Source organism: Streptomyces sp. NBRC 110028 (assembly GCF_001417735.1).
Taxonomy (GTDB): domain Bacteria; phylum Actinomycetota; class Actinomycetes; order Streptomycetales; family Streptomycetaceae; genus Streptomyces.
Map to the genome: position 1 here is coordinate 66,367 of NZ_BBUZ01000035.1, position 15,457 is coordinate 81,823.

Consider the following 15,457-nt stretch of genomic DNA (forward strand, 5'->3'; position numbering starts at 1 on the left):
CTGCGCACGCGTTGATCGACTTCCTACGGAGGACCCATGACCGTCGGCAACACTCCCTCCCGGGCCGTGGTGGTGGGCACCGGATCCCGTGCGCAGATGTTCACCACGGCACTGGCCCGCCGTCCCGGGCTGCGGGTGGCCGCGCTGTGCGACCCCAACCCGGTGCGCATCGCCCACCACCAGCGGCTGCTGAAGGAGGCCGGTGAGCCGGAGGCGGCGGCCTGGGGCCCGGAGGAGTTCGAGCGCCGGCTGCGTGCGGACGACATCCAGGAAGTGGTCGTGACCTGCGTGGACGCGCTGCACGACGCCTACATCGTGCCCGCGCTGCGGGCCGGTTGCCGGGTGGTCACCGAGAAGCCGATGACCACCGATGCCGCCAAGTGCCGCCGCATCCTCGAAACCGTCGAGGAGACCGGCAACCATCTGGCGGTGGCCTTCAACTACCGCTTCAACCCGGTGCACGAGGAAGTACACCGGCAGCTGTCCTCGGGCGCCATCGGCGAGGTGCTGTCGGTGCACTTCGAATGGCTGCTGGACACCCGGCACGGCGCCGACTACTTCCGCCGCTGGCACCGCGAGAAACAGCACAGCGGCGGGCTGATGGTGCACAAGTCCAGCCACCACTTCGACCTGGTCAACTGGTGGCTGGGGGCCCGGCCGCAGGAGGTCTTCGGCTACGGCAGGCTCGGCTTCTACGGCCGCGAGGCGGGCGAGCGCAGCGGTTACCGCCGCGAGTACGAGCGGGCCCACGGCGCGGCCGCCGCGAGGGACGACCCGTTCGCGCTGGAACTGGCCGACAACGACGCGCTGCGCTCGCTGTACCTCGACGCCGAGGGGGCGGACGGCTACCACCGGGACCGCAATGTGTTCGGCGACGGCATCACCATCGAGGACGACATGTCGCTGCTGGTGCGCTACGACACCGGCGCCACCATGACGTACCACCTGACGGCGTACTCCCCGTGGGAGGGCTACCGGGTGATGTTCAACGGCACCCGCGGCCGGCTGGAGCTGGAGGTGGAGGAGAGCCGCTGGCAGCCGCGCGTGCTGGGCACCGCCTCCGGCCGGGGAACCCTCCACGGCGACGAGGCGCTCGCCAACGCGGGCGGTCCCCGGGTGGTGCTGCGCCCGCTGTGGGAGCCGCCCCGGGAGGTGGAGCTGCCCGCGTTCGACCACGCGGGACACGGCGGCGGGGACGAACGCATGCTGACGGCGCTGTACGGGCCCCTGGACCCGGCGGCGGACACCGGGACGCCCGCCACCACGGACCGCTCCGACGCGTCGCGGCAGCGGGCCACCGAGGCGGACGGGGCGCTGGCGCTGATCACAGGTCTGGCCGCGAATGAATCGTTTGTCACCGGAAAGCCGGTGGCCACGGCGGAGGTGGTGCCGGTATGAGCACGGGCACACGGCTGGACGGACGAGCGGCAAGCGCTCGCGGCGGGACCCAGTTCTCGTACCACGCGGCCCAGGAGGCGGTCCGGCTGATGACGGAGAACGCCGCGCTGCACGTCGGACGACGCGAGCTTCGTCACCGGCTCGGAGCTGTAGGTGGACGGCGGCTGGACACCTCGCTGACCTGCGCGAAAGGCCACCGTGGCGCGTCGCCCGTCACCAACGTGCCCGGACAGCGCACCTACAGTAGGCGCTCAATCGTTCCTGCTGGGCGGTCAGTTCCAGGCCCACGTGCTGGGCGAGGCCGACGGCGAGGGCCGCCACGGTCGGGTGCTGCCAGACGAAGTTTCCGGCGAGCTTGATGTTCAGGCCGGTTTCCAGGCGTCCCCGCAGCTCCATGGCGAGCAGCGAGTCGAACCCGAGGGACCTCAGCGGGGTCTGCGGGTCGAGGGTGGTGCTGCTCAGCCGCAGGACGACCCGGATGTGGCCGGTCAGATACGCCTCCAGGGCGGCGCGGCGGGCGAGCCCCGGCGGGGTCCGGGGCAGGTTGTTCGTCGCCGAGCCGGCGGCGATCTCCTCCGGCGGGGCGAGGCCGGGCATGGCGGCGGCGTCCATCGCCTCGTGGGCGCGCTGCGCGCCCACGTGCAGCCGCTGGCCCTGCCGGATCAGGCCGACGTCGAAGACGTCGACTCCGGTGACGGCGGCCATCTCGACCTCGCCGGTGGCGATGAGCCTGCGGGCGTTGCCGATCTGTACGGCGGCGGACGAGCAGCCGCAGGCCACCGTGTAGCAGGGGCCGGTGGAGCGGGCCACCGCGGGCCTGGACGACCGCGACGTCGGAGGGGGTCGCGCCGAGTGCGGCGGCGACGAACATCTCCACGCCGTCGAGCACGGTGGCCTCGTCGGACCGGGTGTTCAGCAGCGAGAGGTACACACCGACGTTGGTGTCCACTCCGCCGCGGCCGACGAGGAGGGCCGCCTCGGCCAAGTCCCCGGCCTGGAGGTCGAGTTCGGCGTCGGTGCAGGCCTCGACCAGGGACACCAGGCCGAAGCGGTGGGCGTCGGTGCAGTGGCGGGAGAAGAACTCGGGGATTTCGGGGAGCCGTTCCGCGAAATGCTCTGGGGTGAGGTTCACCGCACCGTAGGCGATGTCCCGCTGTACGAGGACGGAGCGGCCGTGGGAGGCGATATCCCATACCTGTCCCGCGGTGAATACAGGCCCGGTGTCGCCCGGCAGGCAGAAACCCACACCGGTGACCACCGCGTCCCGCGGTCTTTTCACCGCGCTCTCCTGAAGCTGATAATAGCTGTCATGACGACCACCTGATCACCGTTCGGAAACGATTACGGAACAGAAGACGCTACGCCGCGGTAGGGACCGTCGGAAGGTTGTGCCGTATCAACAAGGTGGATACGGAAGGTACGGTGCCCGGATTCGTACGCCCGGCGCCCGGGGCACGCCACGGCTCCGCTATCGGGCCTCGTGTCCCCGCGCACGCCCCCTCTTTGCGGAAGCTTTCCGAAAACGAGGGAAAGCGGAGGGAAGCCGGGGAAAGCACAGCGGTTCGCGGGCATCTCATCGGTACGTCGTTTCGACTGTTCATCACCGGCCGCCGAAAGGACCCCTCATGGCGAACCAGTCCGCACCGTTCGACGACCTGGACCGCAAGATCGTCGCGGCTCTGGTGGCGAACGCCAGGGCGAGTTTCACGGAGATCGGCGCCACGGTCGGGCTGTCGGCGTCCGCGGTCAAGCGGCGGGTCGACCGGATGCGGGAGAACGACGTGATCACCGGCTTCACCACGACCGTGCGCCCGGCCGCCCTGGGCTGGCGGACCGAGGCGTACGTGGAGGTGTACTGCGACAGCGCGGCCCCGCCGCGGCGGCTGGCGGAAGTGGTGCGCACCTACCCGGAGATCACCGCGGCCATGACGGTGACCGGGGGCGCCGACGCCCTGCTGCACGTGATGGCCACCGATGTGGAGCACTTCGAGGAGGTGCTGGAGCGCATCCGGACCGAACCCTTCATCGCCAGGACCATCAGCTACATGGTGCTGTCGCATCTGATCGCGGGCAGCGCCGAGGCAAGCGCCAGCCCCGCCGCCGCGCCGTCCGGCGCGCTGGACGCAATGAACAATCGCTGAACCGGCCCGAGACGCAACATCCCTGCACCATCGCGCAATTTTCCTTTCTTGTGTCCCCTCTCGTCCGCTTTCTACCGTTGAATCATTCCCCGGTCGCCCTTGGGAAGCGAGAGGACTGCTCCGTGCCCCAGACCCGTGTGCCGCGCCCCCGGCGCTATCTGACCTGTCCCCCCAGCTTTTTCGACGTCCGGTACGCCATCAATCCCTGGATGCGCGAGGACACCGTGGTCGACACCGCGCTCGCCCGCACCCAGTGGGAGACGCTGATCCGCGCCTTTTCCGACCACGGCCACCGGGTGGAGACCGCCGAGCCGGTGCCGGGCCTGCCGGACATGGTGTTCGCGGCGAACTCGGCCCTGGTCCTTCAGGGCCGGGTCTTCGGCTCCCGGTTCCACGCGCCCCAGCGCCGGCCCGAGCAGCTCGCCTACACCTCCTGGTTCAAGGCCGCCGGATTCGAGGTGCACCCGCCGGAGGCGGTGTGCGAGGGCGAGGGCGATCTCGTGCCCGCCGGCCGGTTCGTCCTGGCCGGCACCGGATTCCGTACGACGCGCGCCGCCCACCAGGAGGTGCAGGAGTTCTTCGGGGTGCCGGTGATCAGCCTGCTGCTGGTGGACCCGTACTTCTACCACCTGGACACCGCCCTGTTCACGCTCGACGACGAGAACATCGCCTACTACCCGGGGGCGTTCTCCCCGGGCAGCCGTGAGGTCCTGGAGCGCCTCTTCCCGGACGCGCTGATCGCCACCCGGGACGACGCCATGGCCTTCGGGCTCAACTCCGTCTCCGACGGCCGTCATGTGTTCGTCGCCCCGCGCGCGACCGGCCTCATCGGCAAGCTCACCGCCCGCGGTTACGTTCCCGTCCCCGTCGACCTGTCGGAGCTGCACAAGGCCGGCGGGGGCATCAAGTGCTGCACTCAGGAGATCCGCTGATGACCGCATCCGCACGCACCGCCCCGTCCGCCGCGGCCCGTCCCGCGCGCTCCTCCGGTGAGCTGATCCGCGCCGAGGAGTCCTCGCTCGCCCACAATTACCATCCGCTGCCGGTGGTGGTGTCCCGCGCCGAGGGCGTCTGGGTGTGGGACGTCGAGGGCCGCCGCTACCTCGACATGCTGGCGGGCTATTCGGCCCTCAACTTCGGCCACCGCCACCCGGCGCTCGTCGAGGCCGCCCACCGCCAGCTCGACCGGCTCACCCTCACCTCGCGCGCCTTCCACAACGACAAGCTCGCCGGATTCGCCGAGGGGCTGGCACGACTCACCGGCCTGGAGACGGTGCTGCCGATGAACACCGGCGCGGAGGCGGTGGAAAGCGGCATCAAGCTGGCCCGCAAATGGGCGTACGAGGTCAAGGGCGTCGCACCGGACCAGGCGACGATCGTGGTGGCCGACGGCAACTTCCACGGCCGCACGACGACGATCGTGGGATTCTCCAGCGACCCGGTGGCCCGCGAGGGGTTCGGCCCGTTCGCCCCGGGCTTCCGCGTCGTCCCGTACAACGATCTCGCCGCGCTGGAGGCGGCGGTCGACGAGACCACGGCCGCCGTGCTGATCGAGCCCATCCAGGGCGAGGCGGGCGTGCTCATTCCGGACGACGGCTATCTGACGGGGGTGCGTGAACTCACCCGGCGGGCCGGGGCGCTGTTCATCGCCGACGAGATCCAGTCCGGCCTGGGCCGCACCGGCACCACCCTCGCGGTCGACCACGAGGCGGTGCGGCCGGATGTGCTGCTGCTCGGCAAGGCGCTGGGCGGCGGCATCGTGCCGGTCTCCGCCGTGGTCGCCGACCGCGCGGTGATGGGCGTGCTGCGCCCCGGCGAGCACGGCTCCACCTTCGGCGGCAATCCGCTGGCCGCCGCCGTCGGGTCGGCCGTGGTGGACCTGCTGGGCACCGGGGAGTTCCAGGCCCGCGCCGCCGAGCTGGGACGGGTGCTGGACGCCGGGCTGAGCGCGCTGCACGGCAAGGGCGTGACGGCGCACCGCTGCCGCGGTCTGTGGGCCGGGGTCGATGTGGATCCCGCGCTGGGCACCGGGCGCGAGATCGGGATGCGGCTGCTGGGCGAGGGCGTCCTGGTCAAGGACACCCACGGTTCGACGATCCGGCTGGCACCGCCGCTGACCATCACACGGGAGGAGCTGGAGGCGTCGCTGGCGTCACTGGAGAAGGTACTCGGCTGACGCGAGCCGAGGATTGAAGCGCCGGGCCGCATTACGTTCCATACGGCCCGGCGCTTCGTTGTGTTCAATCCGTCTCCGAGATTCTTTTCCGCACCCCGACCGAAGCCTTCGAAGCGTAGATAACGCGCAGGTCACGGCCCTTTTATGTACGTTGTTGAGCATTCGACTGTTGCGGATCTCCCGATGTGGAACACTTCCTGTCAACTCGCTGGGAAGAGCTGGCGAAGAACATGAAGTCCTTGCAGGTCAGCATGGGTTGAGAAGGCGAGCGTGCAGGGTGCGGGAAGGAGTTGCGGCTGGAGTGGACACGGAACCGGTCACGGTGACGGCCGCATACCGGGTGGACCCCGGCCGCGAAACCGAGTTCTATGGCTGGGCGATTGAGATGCTCAATGCCGCGGCACGTCTTCCGGGATATCTGGGGGGCGGCGTGATGGGCTCCGGCCGACTGTCCTCGGAATGGCATGTCATCTACCGATTCGACAGGGAAGTATCCGCACAGGGATGGGAATCCTCGCTCGAGCGCGCCCGGTTGGCGACTCGGGCCGGACCCTTCGTACAAGAAAAGGGAACCCAGCGCACCTCGGGACTGCAGAACTGGTTGAAGGGTCCGGTGCGGCCACTGCCGCCGCCCCCCAAATGGAAACTCTGGCTGGTGAACCTGGGCGCGGTGTTCCCCCCGGTCCTCATGTTCAACGTGCTGGTGATCCCGTTCCTGGACGGCGCCAATTTCCTGCTGCGGACCCTGGCTCTGTGTCTTGGCGTGACCGCGATGGTGACCTGGCTCGTCATGCCGCGCCTGCAGCGACTCCTCAAGAAGTGGCTCTACCCGCCGCTTCAGTCGATCCGAGGACGTCACAGGCGCATGGCGATGGACGGCCCGAAGCAAGGAGGCAAATCCGGATGGAATCGCTGAGGACGCTCCTCGTCGATAATTACGACTCGTACACGTACAACCTCTTCCATCTGCTCACCGAGGTCAACGGTGAGGAACCGGAGGTGCTTCTCAATGACGCGCCCGAATGCGCGGACATCGACCTCTCCGAGTTCGACAACATCGTGGTCTCCCCCGGCCCCGGACATCCGGCCGACGCCCGTGACTTCGCCGGCGCCGCCCGGCTGATCGAGCGGGCCACGATTCCGGTGCTGGGCGTGTGCCTGGGCCACCAGGGCATCGCGCTCGGCGCCCAGGCACGGGTGGTGCCCGCCCCCGAGCCGCGGCACGGCCATCTCTCCCGGATCAAGCACGGCGGGCGCGGCATCTTCCGTGGTCTTCCCCAGGACTTCACGGCCGTTCGCTACCACTCGCTGTGCGTGGCCGAACCGCTGCCGCTGGGCCTGCAGGGCATCGCCTGGTCCGAGGACGGCGTCCTGATGGGGCTGCGGCACCGGGCCCGCCCGCTGTGGGGCGTGCAGTTCCACCCGGAGTCGGTGCTCACCGGATACGGCCACCGGATGTTCAGCAACTTCCGCGATCTGACCATCGAGCACGCCAACGGCGAGTCCGTGACGTCCACCGCCTCTCCCGACGAGCCCCGCAAGCCCCGCGCCCCGCGCCCGAAGAAGCCGGTGGCGGCGAGCGTCCCGGCCGCGGACGGCACGCAGGCCCGCTCGTACCGGCTGCACGCCCGCTGGCTCGCCGACGCGACCGACACCGAGGCGGCCTTCACCCGGCTGTACGCGGACGCGCCGCGGGCGTTCTGGCTGGACAGCGCGCGGACCCAGTCCGGCGAGGCGCGCTTCTCCTTCCTCGGCGACGGACGGGGGCCGCTGGCCGAGTTCGTGGCCTACGACACCGCCACCCAGGTGTGCGAGATCGAGCGCCCCGGGCGGCCCGCCGCCACCTACGAGGGCAGCGTCTTCGACTATCTCAAGCGGGAGCTGGCGGCCCGCCGGGTCCACGCCCCCGACCTGCCCTTCGACTTCACCGGCGGCTACGTCGGCTACCTCGGCTACGAGATGAAGGCCGACTGCGGCGCCCCGGGCCGGCACGAGGCCGCCACCCCGGACGCCTGCTGGCTGTTCGCCGACCGCTTCGTCGCGGTCGACCACCAGGAGAGCGTCACCTACATCTGCTGCCTGAGCGAGGACACCGCCGACGGCCACCGCGAGGCCAAGGAGTGGCTCGACGCGACCGTGACCGTGCTCACCGGGGTCCCGGCGCAGACCGAGCCCCTGCCCGCGCCGCCGCCGCTCACCACCACGGCCGCCGTCGAACCCTGGCTGGTGCGGGACCGGGAGGCGTACCTGGCCTCGATCGAGGCGAGCCTGCGCGAGCTGCGGGCCGGGGTGAGCTACGAGGTCTGCCTCACCAACTCCGCGTGGCTGCCCGCCCCCAGCGACTCGTACACCTTCTACCGGACGCTGCGCCGCTGCAACCCGGCCCCGTACGCCGCCTATCTGCGGTTCGGCGACACGGACGTGGCGTGCGCCTCCCCCGAGCGCTTCCTGCGCGTCACCCCGGACGGCATCGCCGAGGCCAAGCCGATCAAGGGCACGGCGCCGCGTTCGGGGGACGCCGACAAGGACGCCCGGGCGCTGGCCGCCCTCGCCACCAGCACCAAGCCCCGGGCCGAGAACCTGATGATCGTCGACCTGCTCCGCAACGACCTGGGACGGGTGTGCAAGCCGGGCAGTGTCTATGTGCCGCGGCTGATGAACACCGAGTCGTACGCCACCGTGCACCAGCTGGTGTCCACCGTGCGCGGCCGGCTGCGCCAGGACACCAGCACCGTGGACTGCGTACGGGCCTGCTTCCCCGGCGGCTCGATGACCGGCGCCCCCAAGCTGCGCACCATGGAGATCATCGACGCGCTGGAGACCGAGGCCCGCGGCGTGTACTCCGGCGTCCTCGGCTTCCTCAGCTGCAACGGCGCGGCCGACCTCAGCATCGTGATCCGCACCGCGGTGTTCACCGGCGGCCGGATGCACATCGGGGCGGGCGGCGCCATCGTCCTCGACTCCGACCCGGCCGAGGAGTACGAGGAGATGCTGCTGAAGACCGCGGCGACGATGCGCGCGTACGACGACTCGGAACAGCGGCCCGCCGGTGAACTGGACGACCTGTTGGTGGCGGCGGCCCCGTCGCTGCCGGACTCCCCCGCGAAGGAGCTGGAACGGTGACCACTCTCCCGGACTCCGCCCTGTCGGACCCGTCGCTCGCCGCCTCGGGGCTGCCGCTGTCCGCCCCGTCGGTCTTCGTACCGTCGGTGTCCGCCAACGTGGCCGCGCATCTGGCGGCGCTCGCCGACCGGTGCGGCTGGTCGGGCCGCCCCGCCTTCCTGGAGGCGCACCGGATCTGGACCCACGGCGAGGTCCACGACCGTGCCGCGCGCGCCGCCACCGTACTGGCCGGCCGCGGGGTGGGGGCCGGGGACCGGGTGCTGATGGCGCTGCCCGACGGCATCATGTGGGTGGCCACGTTCCTGGCCACCGCCCGGCTGGGCGCGACGGCGGTGCTGGTCAACCCCGGGCTCACCGCCGACGACCACCGCTTCATGGCCGAGGACTCACGGGCCGCGCTGTGTGTCTCGGGGCCCGATCTCCAGGACCACTTCGACACCGCCCGCTGGCTCGGCGCGGACCAGCTGTCGGCCCTGACGGACCCGGACGGCGTCGACGCCGCGGCCGCGGCGCGGGAGGCGGAGCCGGTGACGGCCGACGCCCCGCTGTACGTCCAGTACACCTCGGGGACCACCGGCCGCCCGAAGGCGGTGACCCACACCCACGGCCATGTCGCGGCGTACTACGACCTGGTGGGGCGGGAGGTGCTGGACATCGGCCCGGACGACGTGACGTTCTCGGTGTCCAAGCTGTTCTACGCCTACGGGTTCGGGAACGCCTTCGTCTTCCCGCTGTTCTCGGGGTCGTCCGCGGTGCTGAGCGCGCAGCGCCCCGGGCCCGGCCTCACCGACGACCTGGTGGCCCGGCACCGGGTGACCCTGCTGTACTCGGTGCCGTCCGCGTACGCCGCCCTGGTGGACGAGCGCGGCACCGGCCACACCTCCTGCTTCGCCTCGGTGCGCGCGGCCGTCAGCGCGGGCGAGAGCCTGCCCCAGGGCTTGAGGGACCGGGTCGCCGAGATGCTGGGCGCCCCGGTCCTGGAGCAGATCGGCTCCACCGAGGCGGGCCACGCCTTCTGCGCGAACACCGTCTGGGAGAACGCCCCTGGCACCCTGGGCCGCCCGGTGCCGCGCTTCGAGATGGAGCTGCGGGACAGCGGCGGCACGGTGGTGGAGGCCGCCGCCGACGCGGCGGCCGAGGGCGAGCTGTGGGTGCGCGGGCCGACGGTGGCCTCCGTCCGCCCCGCGGACGACGGCTGGCTCGCCACCCGGGACCGGGCCCGGCGCAACCCGGACGGCACGTACCAGCACCTGGGCCGGGTCGACGACCTGGAGATGGTCGGCGGGATCACCGTGTCCCCGCTGGAGGTCGAGGAGGTGCTGCGGCACCACCCGTCCGTGCGGGAGGTGGCGGTGGCCGCCGTCCCCGACAGCCGCGGCGCGACCCGGCTGCACGCCTTCGTGGTGCCGGCCGCGCCCGTGGCCGGTGGCCGGACGGTCGACGAACAGGCCCTGTCGGCCGATCTGATCGCGCTGGCCCGGAAGCGGCTCGCCGCGTTCAAGGCGCCGCGCACGGTGCGGGTGGTGGCATCCCTGCCCCGGACGCAGACCGGCAAGCTGCGGCGCCATGTCGTACGGACCGGCGCCTGGTGACCGGCCGCGCCCCCGCCGGCCCTCACCTCGCCCCCGCGCGCACCCTCGTGAACGATTCCGAACGGTAGGTACTGCATATGTTGGAGCGGCTACTCCCCGAGCGCGGGTTCTACCTCGGGCTGATGTTCCAGGAGGCCGCGGCCCGCCACGGCAGGGTCCGGGTGACGCTCGACCGGCCGCTGGACGTCGCGCCGGAGGCCGGTACGGACCTCGGGTACACCGATCTGGCGGATCTGGTCGACGATCTGGCCGCCCGGCTGTGGTCGGCGGGGGTGCGGCCGAGCGAGCACGTGGCGATCCACAAGAGCGACAACGTCGACATCGTGCTGCTGGCCTGCGCCGCCTCCCGGATCGGCGCGGTGCCCGCGCTGCTGTCGCCCTCGCTGAGCGGCGGGGTGGCCGCGGTGCTGCTCGACCGGCTGCACGCGCCGTGGCTGATCACCGACCGGGCCGCGCTGGAATCCACCCTGAGCGGTCTGGACACCGGGCTCGCCCGGGGCGTGCTCACCGTGGACGAGGCGCCCGGGAACGGGCACGCGGTCCCGCTCGCCGAGTACGCCGGGGTGCCGCGCCGCGCGCCCATCCGGCTCCACCCGCGCGAACCCGCCCTGATCACGCACAGCTCGGGCACCACCGGCATCCCCAAGCTGGCGGTGCACTGCGCGCACACCATGTGGAACCGGCTGGTACCGCAGCAGGCGCTGGGCCGGGCCACCCGCGGCGAGTCCGCCGCGCTGCACATGTCGTTCGTGCACTCCCGCTTCTACCACCTGCTGGGCGTGCTGCTGCACTTCGGCAGTCCGCTGCTGCTCCTCCTCGACCCCGACCCGGCCCATGCGGGCCCGCTGCTGGCGAAGTACCGGCCCGGCATCGTGGAGACCCACCCCAACACCTTCGTGCTGTGGGAGGACCTGGCCGACGCGCCCGGAGCGCCGCTGGCCAACGTACGGGCGTACGGCTCCACCTTCGACGCCATCCACCCGCGCACCGTGCAGCGGCTCCTCGGCGCGTCCCGCCGCCGCGACCCGCGGCTGGTGCAGCTGTACGGGCAGAGCGAGACCGGGCCGATCGCCTTCGGCTGGTACACCCGGCGCGGCGCGGACCGGGTGCAGGGGCGGCGGGTGGGGACCCAGATCCCCGGGTTCACCCGGATCCGGGTGGTGGACGAGCGGGGCCGGACGTGTCCGCCGGGCAAGCCCGGGGCCATCGAGGCCCGCACCCGCGGCCGGATCCTCACCTATCTCGGCGCCCCCGACCAATACGCCCGCCAGGTCGACCGGGGCTGGTGGCGGATGGGCGACATGGGCTACCGCGACCGCTGGGGAGCGCTGTATCTGCTGGACCGCGAGGTCGACCAGAACAGCACCGTGGACTCCAATCTGGAGGTCGAGGACGAGTTGCTGTCCCGGGTCACCGAACTCCGCGAGGTGATCATCGTCCACGGTCCCGCCCTGGAGCCGGTGCCGGTGGTGTGCACCCGCGGGGACGAGCCGCTGGACGCCGACCGCTGGCGACTGGCCACCTCGGACCTGCCGACGCTGGCCGATCCGGTGCAGTGCCGCTTCGAGGACCTGCCGCGCACGAGCACCTGGAAGGTCAAGCGGCTGGAGATCAGCCGGCTGCTGGCCGAAGGCGAACTGCCCACGCTGTCCACGGCCCGGGCCCATGGCTGACCCGGCGGCGATCGCGCGGCCGGTCCTGGTGGTGGGTGCCGGGCCGGTCGGGATGACGGCGGCGCTCGGCTTGCGCGCCCGCGGACTGCCGGTCACCGTACTGGAGTCGGGGCCGAAGGACCGGGTGCGGCCCGGGAGCCGCGCGCTGTTCGTGCACCGGCAGTCGCTGCGGCTGCTGGAGCGGGCCCGCCCCGGGCTCGGGCAGCGCGTCGCGGCGTACGGCACGACCTGGCGGACCCGGCGCACCCTCTACCGCGGGCGCCAGGTGTTCGCGCAGACCCATCCGGAGTCCTCCGGCAACGGCGGCGGTGGGGAGAAGCTGCCCGCCTTCGCGAGCCTGCGCCAGGTGGACACCGAGCGGTTCCTGTACGAGGCGTGCCTGGACGCGGGCGTGGACTTCCGCTTCGACGCGGAGGTGACCGGGGCCCGGGCCAGCGGCACCGGGGTGGAGGTGACCTCGGCGGACGGCGGCGGCTGGACAGCCGGCCATGTGATCGCCGCCGACGGGGCCCGCTCCGGGGTGCGCAAGGCCCTGGGCATCCCGCTGGAGGGCACCCGTTCCGAGGGCTATCACGTGGTGGTGGACGTGGCGGATCCGGCGGGCGCCGTGATGCCCGTCGAGCGGGTCTTCCACTACGAACACCCCGGCACCGGCGGCCGCACCGTGCTGCGGGTGCCGTTCACCGGCGGCTTCCAGATCGACCTGCAGTGCCGGGCGGACGACCCGCCGGGCACGTACGACACCGAGCGTGCGGTGCGGCGCTGGCTGCCCCGGCTGGTGGGCGAGGACTGCGCGCACCAGGTGCTGTGGGTGTCCCGGTACCACTTCCTGCGCAAGGTCGCCTCGGCGTTCACCGACCCGACCGGGCGGGTGCTGCTGGTGGGCGAGGCGGCCCATCTGTTCCCGCCCTTCGGGGCGCGCGGGATGAACAGCGGGATCGCGGACGCGGTCGCGGCGGCCGACGCCATATCGGTGGCATGCTCCGATCCGTCGCGGGCACCCGTGGCCATCGGTGAGTTCGCTTCCACCCGCCGTCGTGCCGCGCTGTTCAACAGCGTGGCCGCGGGGGCGGCCCTGGACCATATGCGGCCCCGGCGCTGGGGGCGGGTGACCCAACGCGCGGCGGCCACGCTGGCCCCGGTGGTCCCCCGGTGCGGCGCGTGGCTGGAGCATGCCCCGTACGGCCCCCGCGGCGGCCCGATGGCCGACGCGGCGCGGAAGTACTGACGGTGGAGGGGAACGAAGGCGTGGACACGAACCCGGACATGGTGACGGCGGCCCGGCATACCGGCACGGTCCGGGACGGCACCGGCCATGGGCAGCGCCCGGAGCAGCAGCAGTGGACGCTGATGTGGCGCGAGGACGGCGGGCTGACGCCCTCCCGCCCGGTGCCCGACAGCGCGCTGCTGGCCGCCGACTCCTGGCTGGTCGACGAGGGGCGGGCGCGGGCGCTCGACCGCCATCACCGGCGGTTCGCCGCCGCGTGCGCCGAGGCGACGGGCGACTCCCCGGCCCGGATCGAGAGCTTCTGGCGGGACGCGGTGGCGGCGCTGCCGCGCACCGGCCGCTGGTTCCCCCGGGTCGAGCTGGCCGGTCCGGAACCGGCCCGGCTCTATCTGCGGATACGGCCCGCACCGCCCCGGACGGCCAATGTGGCCGTCTGCCTGACCGAGGAGTTCGACCCGCGCGTCCATCCACGCCGCAAGGGACCGGATCTGTCCCTGCTGGCACATCTGCGCCACCGGGCCGCCCAGCGCGGCGCCCAGGAGCTGCTGCTCACCACGCCCTCGGGGCTGGTGCTGGAGGGGACGACGGCGAACGTCCTGTGGTGGGAGGACGACGTGCTGTGCCTGCCGCCGCCGGACCTGCCGCTGCTGGCGGGCGTCACCACGACCCTGATCCAGGAGCGCGCGGCGGAGCTGGGCGTCCGTACCGAACACCGCCGGTGTCCCGTCCAGGAGCTGGACGGGCGCGAGGTGTGGCTGGTCAACGCGTTGCACGGGATCCGGCCCGTGACCGCGTGGCTCGGCCGTCCGCTGCGCGCGGGACCGGCCCTGCGCGCCGCTTCCTGGCAGAGCTGGCTCGACAGCTGTGCCGATGTCCTCATGCCGACGAACGGAGCTCACCGATGACCGCGACCGCACCCGGCCCCCAGGCCACCACCGCCCGGCTGGAGCTGAAGAAGCTGGCCCCGAAGGTGTCCGCCGCGATGGGCGCCCTGCACGCCGCGGCCGTCGAGGCGGCGGCGGAGGCGAAGGTCGAGCCCGAGCTGCTGGAACTGGTCAGAATCCGCGCCTCCCAGCTCAACGGCTGCGCGTTCTGCCTGGACATGCACACCAAGGACGCCCGGGCCCGGGGCGAGACCGAACAGCGCATCTACGCCCTGAGCGCCTGGCGGGAGACCCCGTTCTTCACCGAGCGCGAGCGGGCCGCGCTCGCCCTGACCGAGGCGGTGACCGATGTCGGCGACGGCCACGTCCCGGACGAGGTCTACCGGGCCGCGTGCGAGGTGTTCGACGAACCGCAGGTGGCGGCGTTGATCTGGGCCGCGGTCGTCATCAACGCGTACAACCGCACAGCGATCAGCGCCCGGATGGTGCCCGGCGCCTATCAGCCCGCCCCTCGCACCTGACCCCCTGCCGTCGCGTGGCGCGCCATGGGGCACCCCGGCGCATGGCGCGCCGCGCGACGTTCGTCAGCACACGCTGGAGGCCTTAAGACCCATGAACACCCACGGACCGTGGGGCACCTCCGGGCCCCATCCGCCCCTGCTGGGCCGTCCGGCCCGGGGGCGCAACCCGCTGCGCAGGCGGACGGACCGGGTACAGTCCTGGTTCACCGTGCTCTTCCTGCTGGTCCTCGTGCTCGGCCTGCCGATGGCCGCGATCAGCGCGGGGAACGCCGCCTACGCGTCGCAGATGCGCGTCGTACACGACCAGGCGATGGCGCGGCACCAGATCACCGCGCGGCTCGCCGAGTCCCCTCCCGGCGGGCCGGGCCAGTCGGAGGCCACCGACCTGAGGATGGCGAAGGTCGACTGGACGGGCGACGACGGGGCCCGGCACACCGGGGTGGCCACGGTGCCCGGCGGTGCCGACGCGGGTGCGGAGGTACGGGTGTGGGTGGGCCCGGACGGGGATCTCGCCCAGCCGCCCGCCTCCCCCTCGACCGCGCGGACGATGGGCTGGTTCACCGGCATGCTGACCGCCGCGGCCGTGGCCGCCGCGGCGTTCGCGGGGCGGGCCCGGGTCCGGCAGGTGCTGGACCGCCGCCGCTACGCCCGATGGGATGCAGAGTGGAAAGTGGTGGAACCCGCGTGGTCCGGCAGGAACCGTCGCTGACCGCTCTTCGGT

General features: G+C 72.3%; 14 protein-coding genes. 13 read left to right on the forward strand and 1 reads right to left on the reverse strand.

Annotation, left to right across the window (positions count from 1 at the left end; all coding sequences use genetic code 11):
• Window positions 1-36 precede the first annotated feature (36 nt).
• Window positions 37-1,398, forward strand: coding sequence for a Gfo/Idh/MocA family protein (locus ASC60_RS27720; RefSeq protein WP_055555624.1), 1,362 nt, complete (start codon window positions 37-39; stop codon window positions 1,396-1,398).
• A 213-nt stretch (window positions 1,399-1,611) separates the two neighbouring features.
• Here the strand turns inward: ASC60_RS27720 and ASC60_RS43345 are convergent, their stop codons facing one another.
• Complete coding sequence (locus ASC60_RS43345) at window positions 1,612-2,208, reverse strand: acyl carrier protein (RefSeq protein WP_055555626.1); 597 nt, start codon at window positions 2,206-2,208, stop codon at window positions 1,612-1,614.
• Here ASC60_RS43345 and ASC60_RS42360 point away from each other — a divergent pair.
• The 12 genes from ASC60_RS42360 (at window position 2,195) to ASC60_RS27785 (ending at window position 15,445) form a co-directional block, all read left to right on the forward strand.
• On the forward strand, window positions 2,195-2,722 hold the full coding sequence (locus ASC60_RS42360) for a hypothetical protein (RefSeq protein ID WP_055555627.1): 528 nt from the start codon (window positions 2,195-2,197) through the stop codon (window positions 2,720-2,722). The two genes, ASC60_RS43345 and ASC60_RS42360, sit on opposite strands and share 14 nt — an antisense overlap.
• Before the next feature lie 301 nt (window positions 2,723-3,023).
• On the forward strand, window positions 3,024-3,539 hold the full coding sequence (locus tag ASC60_RS27735) for an Lrp/AsnC family transcriptional regulator (RefSeq protein ID WP_055555629.1): 516 nt from the start codon (window positions 3,024-3,026) through the stop codon (window positions 3,537-3,539).
• A 122-nt stretch (window positions 3,540-3,661) separates the two neighbouring features.
• Window positions 3,662-4,471 (forward strand): dimethylargininase, encoded by an 810-nt coding sequence (ddaH, locus tag ASC60_RS27740; RefSeq protein WP_055555631.1) that lies wholly within the window; start codon window positions 3,662-3,664, stop codon window positions 4,469-4,471.
• Entirely contained in the window at window positions 4,471-5,715 is a 1,245-nt protein-coding gene (gene rocD, locus ASC60_RS27745; protein ID WP_055555633.1) for an ornithine--oxo-acid transaminase, read from the forward strand. The genes ddaH and rocD overlap by 1 nt, the downstream gene beginning before the upstream one ends.
• A 301-nt stretch (window positions 5,716-6,016) precedes the next feature.
• Window positions 6,017-6,631 carry a hypothetical protein gene (locus ASC60_RS27750; protein ID WP_055555634.1) on the forward strand — a complete coding sequence of 205 codons (615 nt, stop codon included), beginning with the start codon at window positions 6,017-6,019 and terminating at the stop codon, window positions 6,629-6,631.
• Window positions 6,619-8,838, forward strand: a complete 2,220-nt coding sequence (gene pabB / locus ASC60_RS27755) for an aminodeoxychorismate synthase component I (RefSeq protein WP_063787225.1) — start codon at window positions 6,619-6,621, stop codon at window positions 8,836-8,838. The genes ASC60_RS27750 and pabB overlap by 13 nt, the downstream gene beginning before the upstream one ends.
• A 50-nt stretch (window positions 8,839-8,888) precedes the next feature.
• Entirely contained in the window at window positions 8,889-10,430 is a 1,542-nt protein-coding gene (locus tag ASC60_RS27760; protein WP_079038685.1) for an AMP-binding protein, read from the forward strand.
• Window positions 10,431-10,507: 77 nt separating this feature from the next.
• Window positions 10,508-12,103 carry a class I adenylate-forming enzyme family protein gene (locus ASC60_RS27765; protein WP_055555636.1) on the forward strand — a complete coding sequence of 532 codons (1,596 nt, stop codon included), beginning with the start codon at window positions 10,508-10,510 and terminating at the stop codon, window positions 12,101-12,103.
• The gene (locus ASC60_RS27770; RefSeq protein WP_055555638.1) at window positions 12,096-13,331 is read left to right on the forward strand and encodes an FAD-dependent monooxygenase; all 1,236 of its coding nucleotides are present in this window, start codon (window positions 12,096-12,098) and stop codon (window positions 13,329-13,331) included. Before ASC60_RS27765 ends, ASC60_RS27770 begins: the two co-directional genes overlap by 8 nt.
• Window positions 13,332-13,453: 122 nt before the next feature.
• Complete coding sequence (locus tag ASC60_RS27775) at window positions 13,454-14,236, forward strand: aminotransferase class IV (protein WP_055555826.1); 783 nt, start codon at window positions 13,454-13,456, stop codon at window positions 14,234-14,236.
• The gene (locus ASC60_RS27780; protein WP_055555640.1) at window positions 14,233-14,736 is read left to right on the forward strand and encodes a carboxymuconolactone decarboxylase family protein; all 504 of its coding nucleotides are present in this window, start codon (window positions 14,233-14,235) and stop codon (window positions 14,734-14,736) included. The genes ASC60_RS27775 and ASC60_RS27780 overlap by 4 nt, the downstream gene beginning before the upstream one ends.
• A 91-nt stretch (window positions 14,737-14,827) precedes the next feature.
• Window positions 14,828-15,445 carry a hypothetical protein gene (locus ASC60_RS27785; RefSeq protein WP_063787226.1) on the forward strand — a complete coding sequence of 206 codons (618 nt, stop codon included), beginning with the start codon at window positions 14,828-14,830 and terminating at the stop codon, window positions 15,443-15,445.
• Window positions 15,446-15,457: the final 12 nt, after the last annotated feature.

What these genes read in the sequence shown, in the direction of transcription:
- ASC60_RS27770 (WP_055555638.1), top strand. Translation starts at nt 12,096, where the DNA reads ATGGCTGACCCGGCGGCGATCGCGCGGCCGGTCCTGGTGGTGGGTGCC.
- ASC60_RS27780 (WP_055555640.1), top strand. Translation starts at nt 14,233, where the DNA reads ATGACCGCGACCGCACCCGGCCCCCAGGCCACCACCGCCCGGCTGGAG.
- ASC60_RS27775 (WP_055555826.1), top strand. Translation starts at nt 13,454, where the DNA reads ATGTGGCGCGAGGACGGCGGGCTGACGCCCTCCCGCCCGGTGCCCGAC.
- pabB (WP_063787225.1), top strand. Translation starts at nt 6,619, where the DNA reads ATGGAATCGCTGAGGACGCTCCTCGTCGATAATTACGACTCGTACACG.
- ASC60_RS27785 (WP_063787226.1), top strand. Translation starts at nt 14,828, where the DNA reads ATGAACACCCACGGACCGTGGGGCACCTCCGGGCCCCATCCGCCCCTG.
- ASC60_RS27765 (WP_055555636.1), top strand. Translation starts at nt 10,508, where the DNA reads ATGTTGGAGCGGCTACTCCCCGAGCGCGGGTTCTACCTCGGGCTGATG.
- rocD (WP_055555633.1), top strand. Translation starts at nt 4,471, where the DNA reads ATGACCGCATCCGCACGCACCGCCCCGTCCGCCGCGGCCCGTCCCGCG.
- ASC60_RS27720 (WP_055555624.1), top strand. Translation starts at nt 37, where the DNA reads ATGACCGTCGGCAACACTCCCTCCCGGGCCGTGGTGGTGGGCACCGGA.
- ASC60_RS27735 (WP_055555629.1), top strand. Translation starts at nt 3,024, where the DNA reads ATGGCGAACCAGTCCGCACCGTTCGACGACCTGGACCGCAAGATCGTC.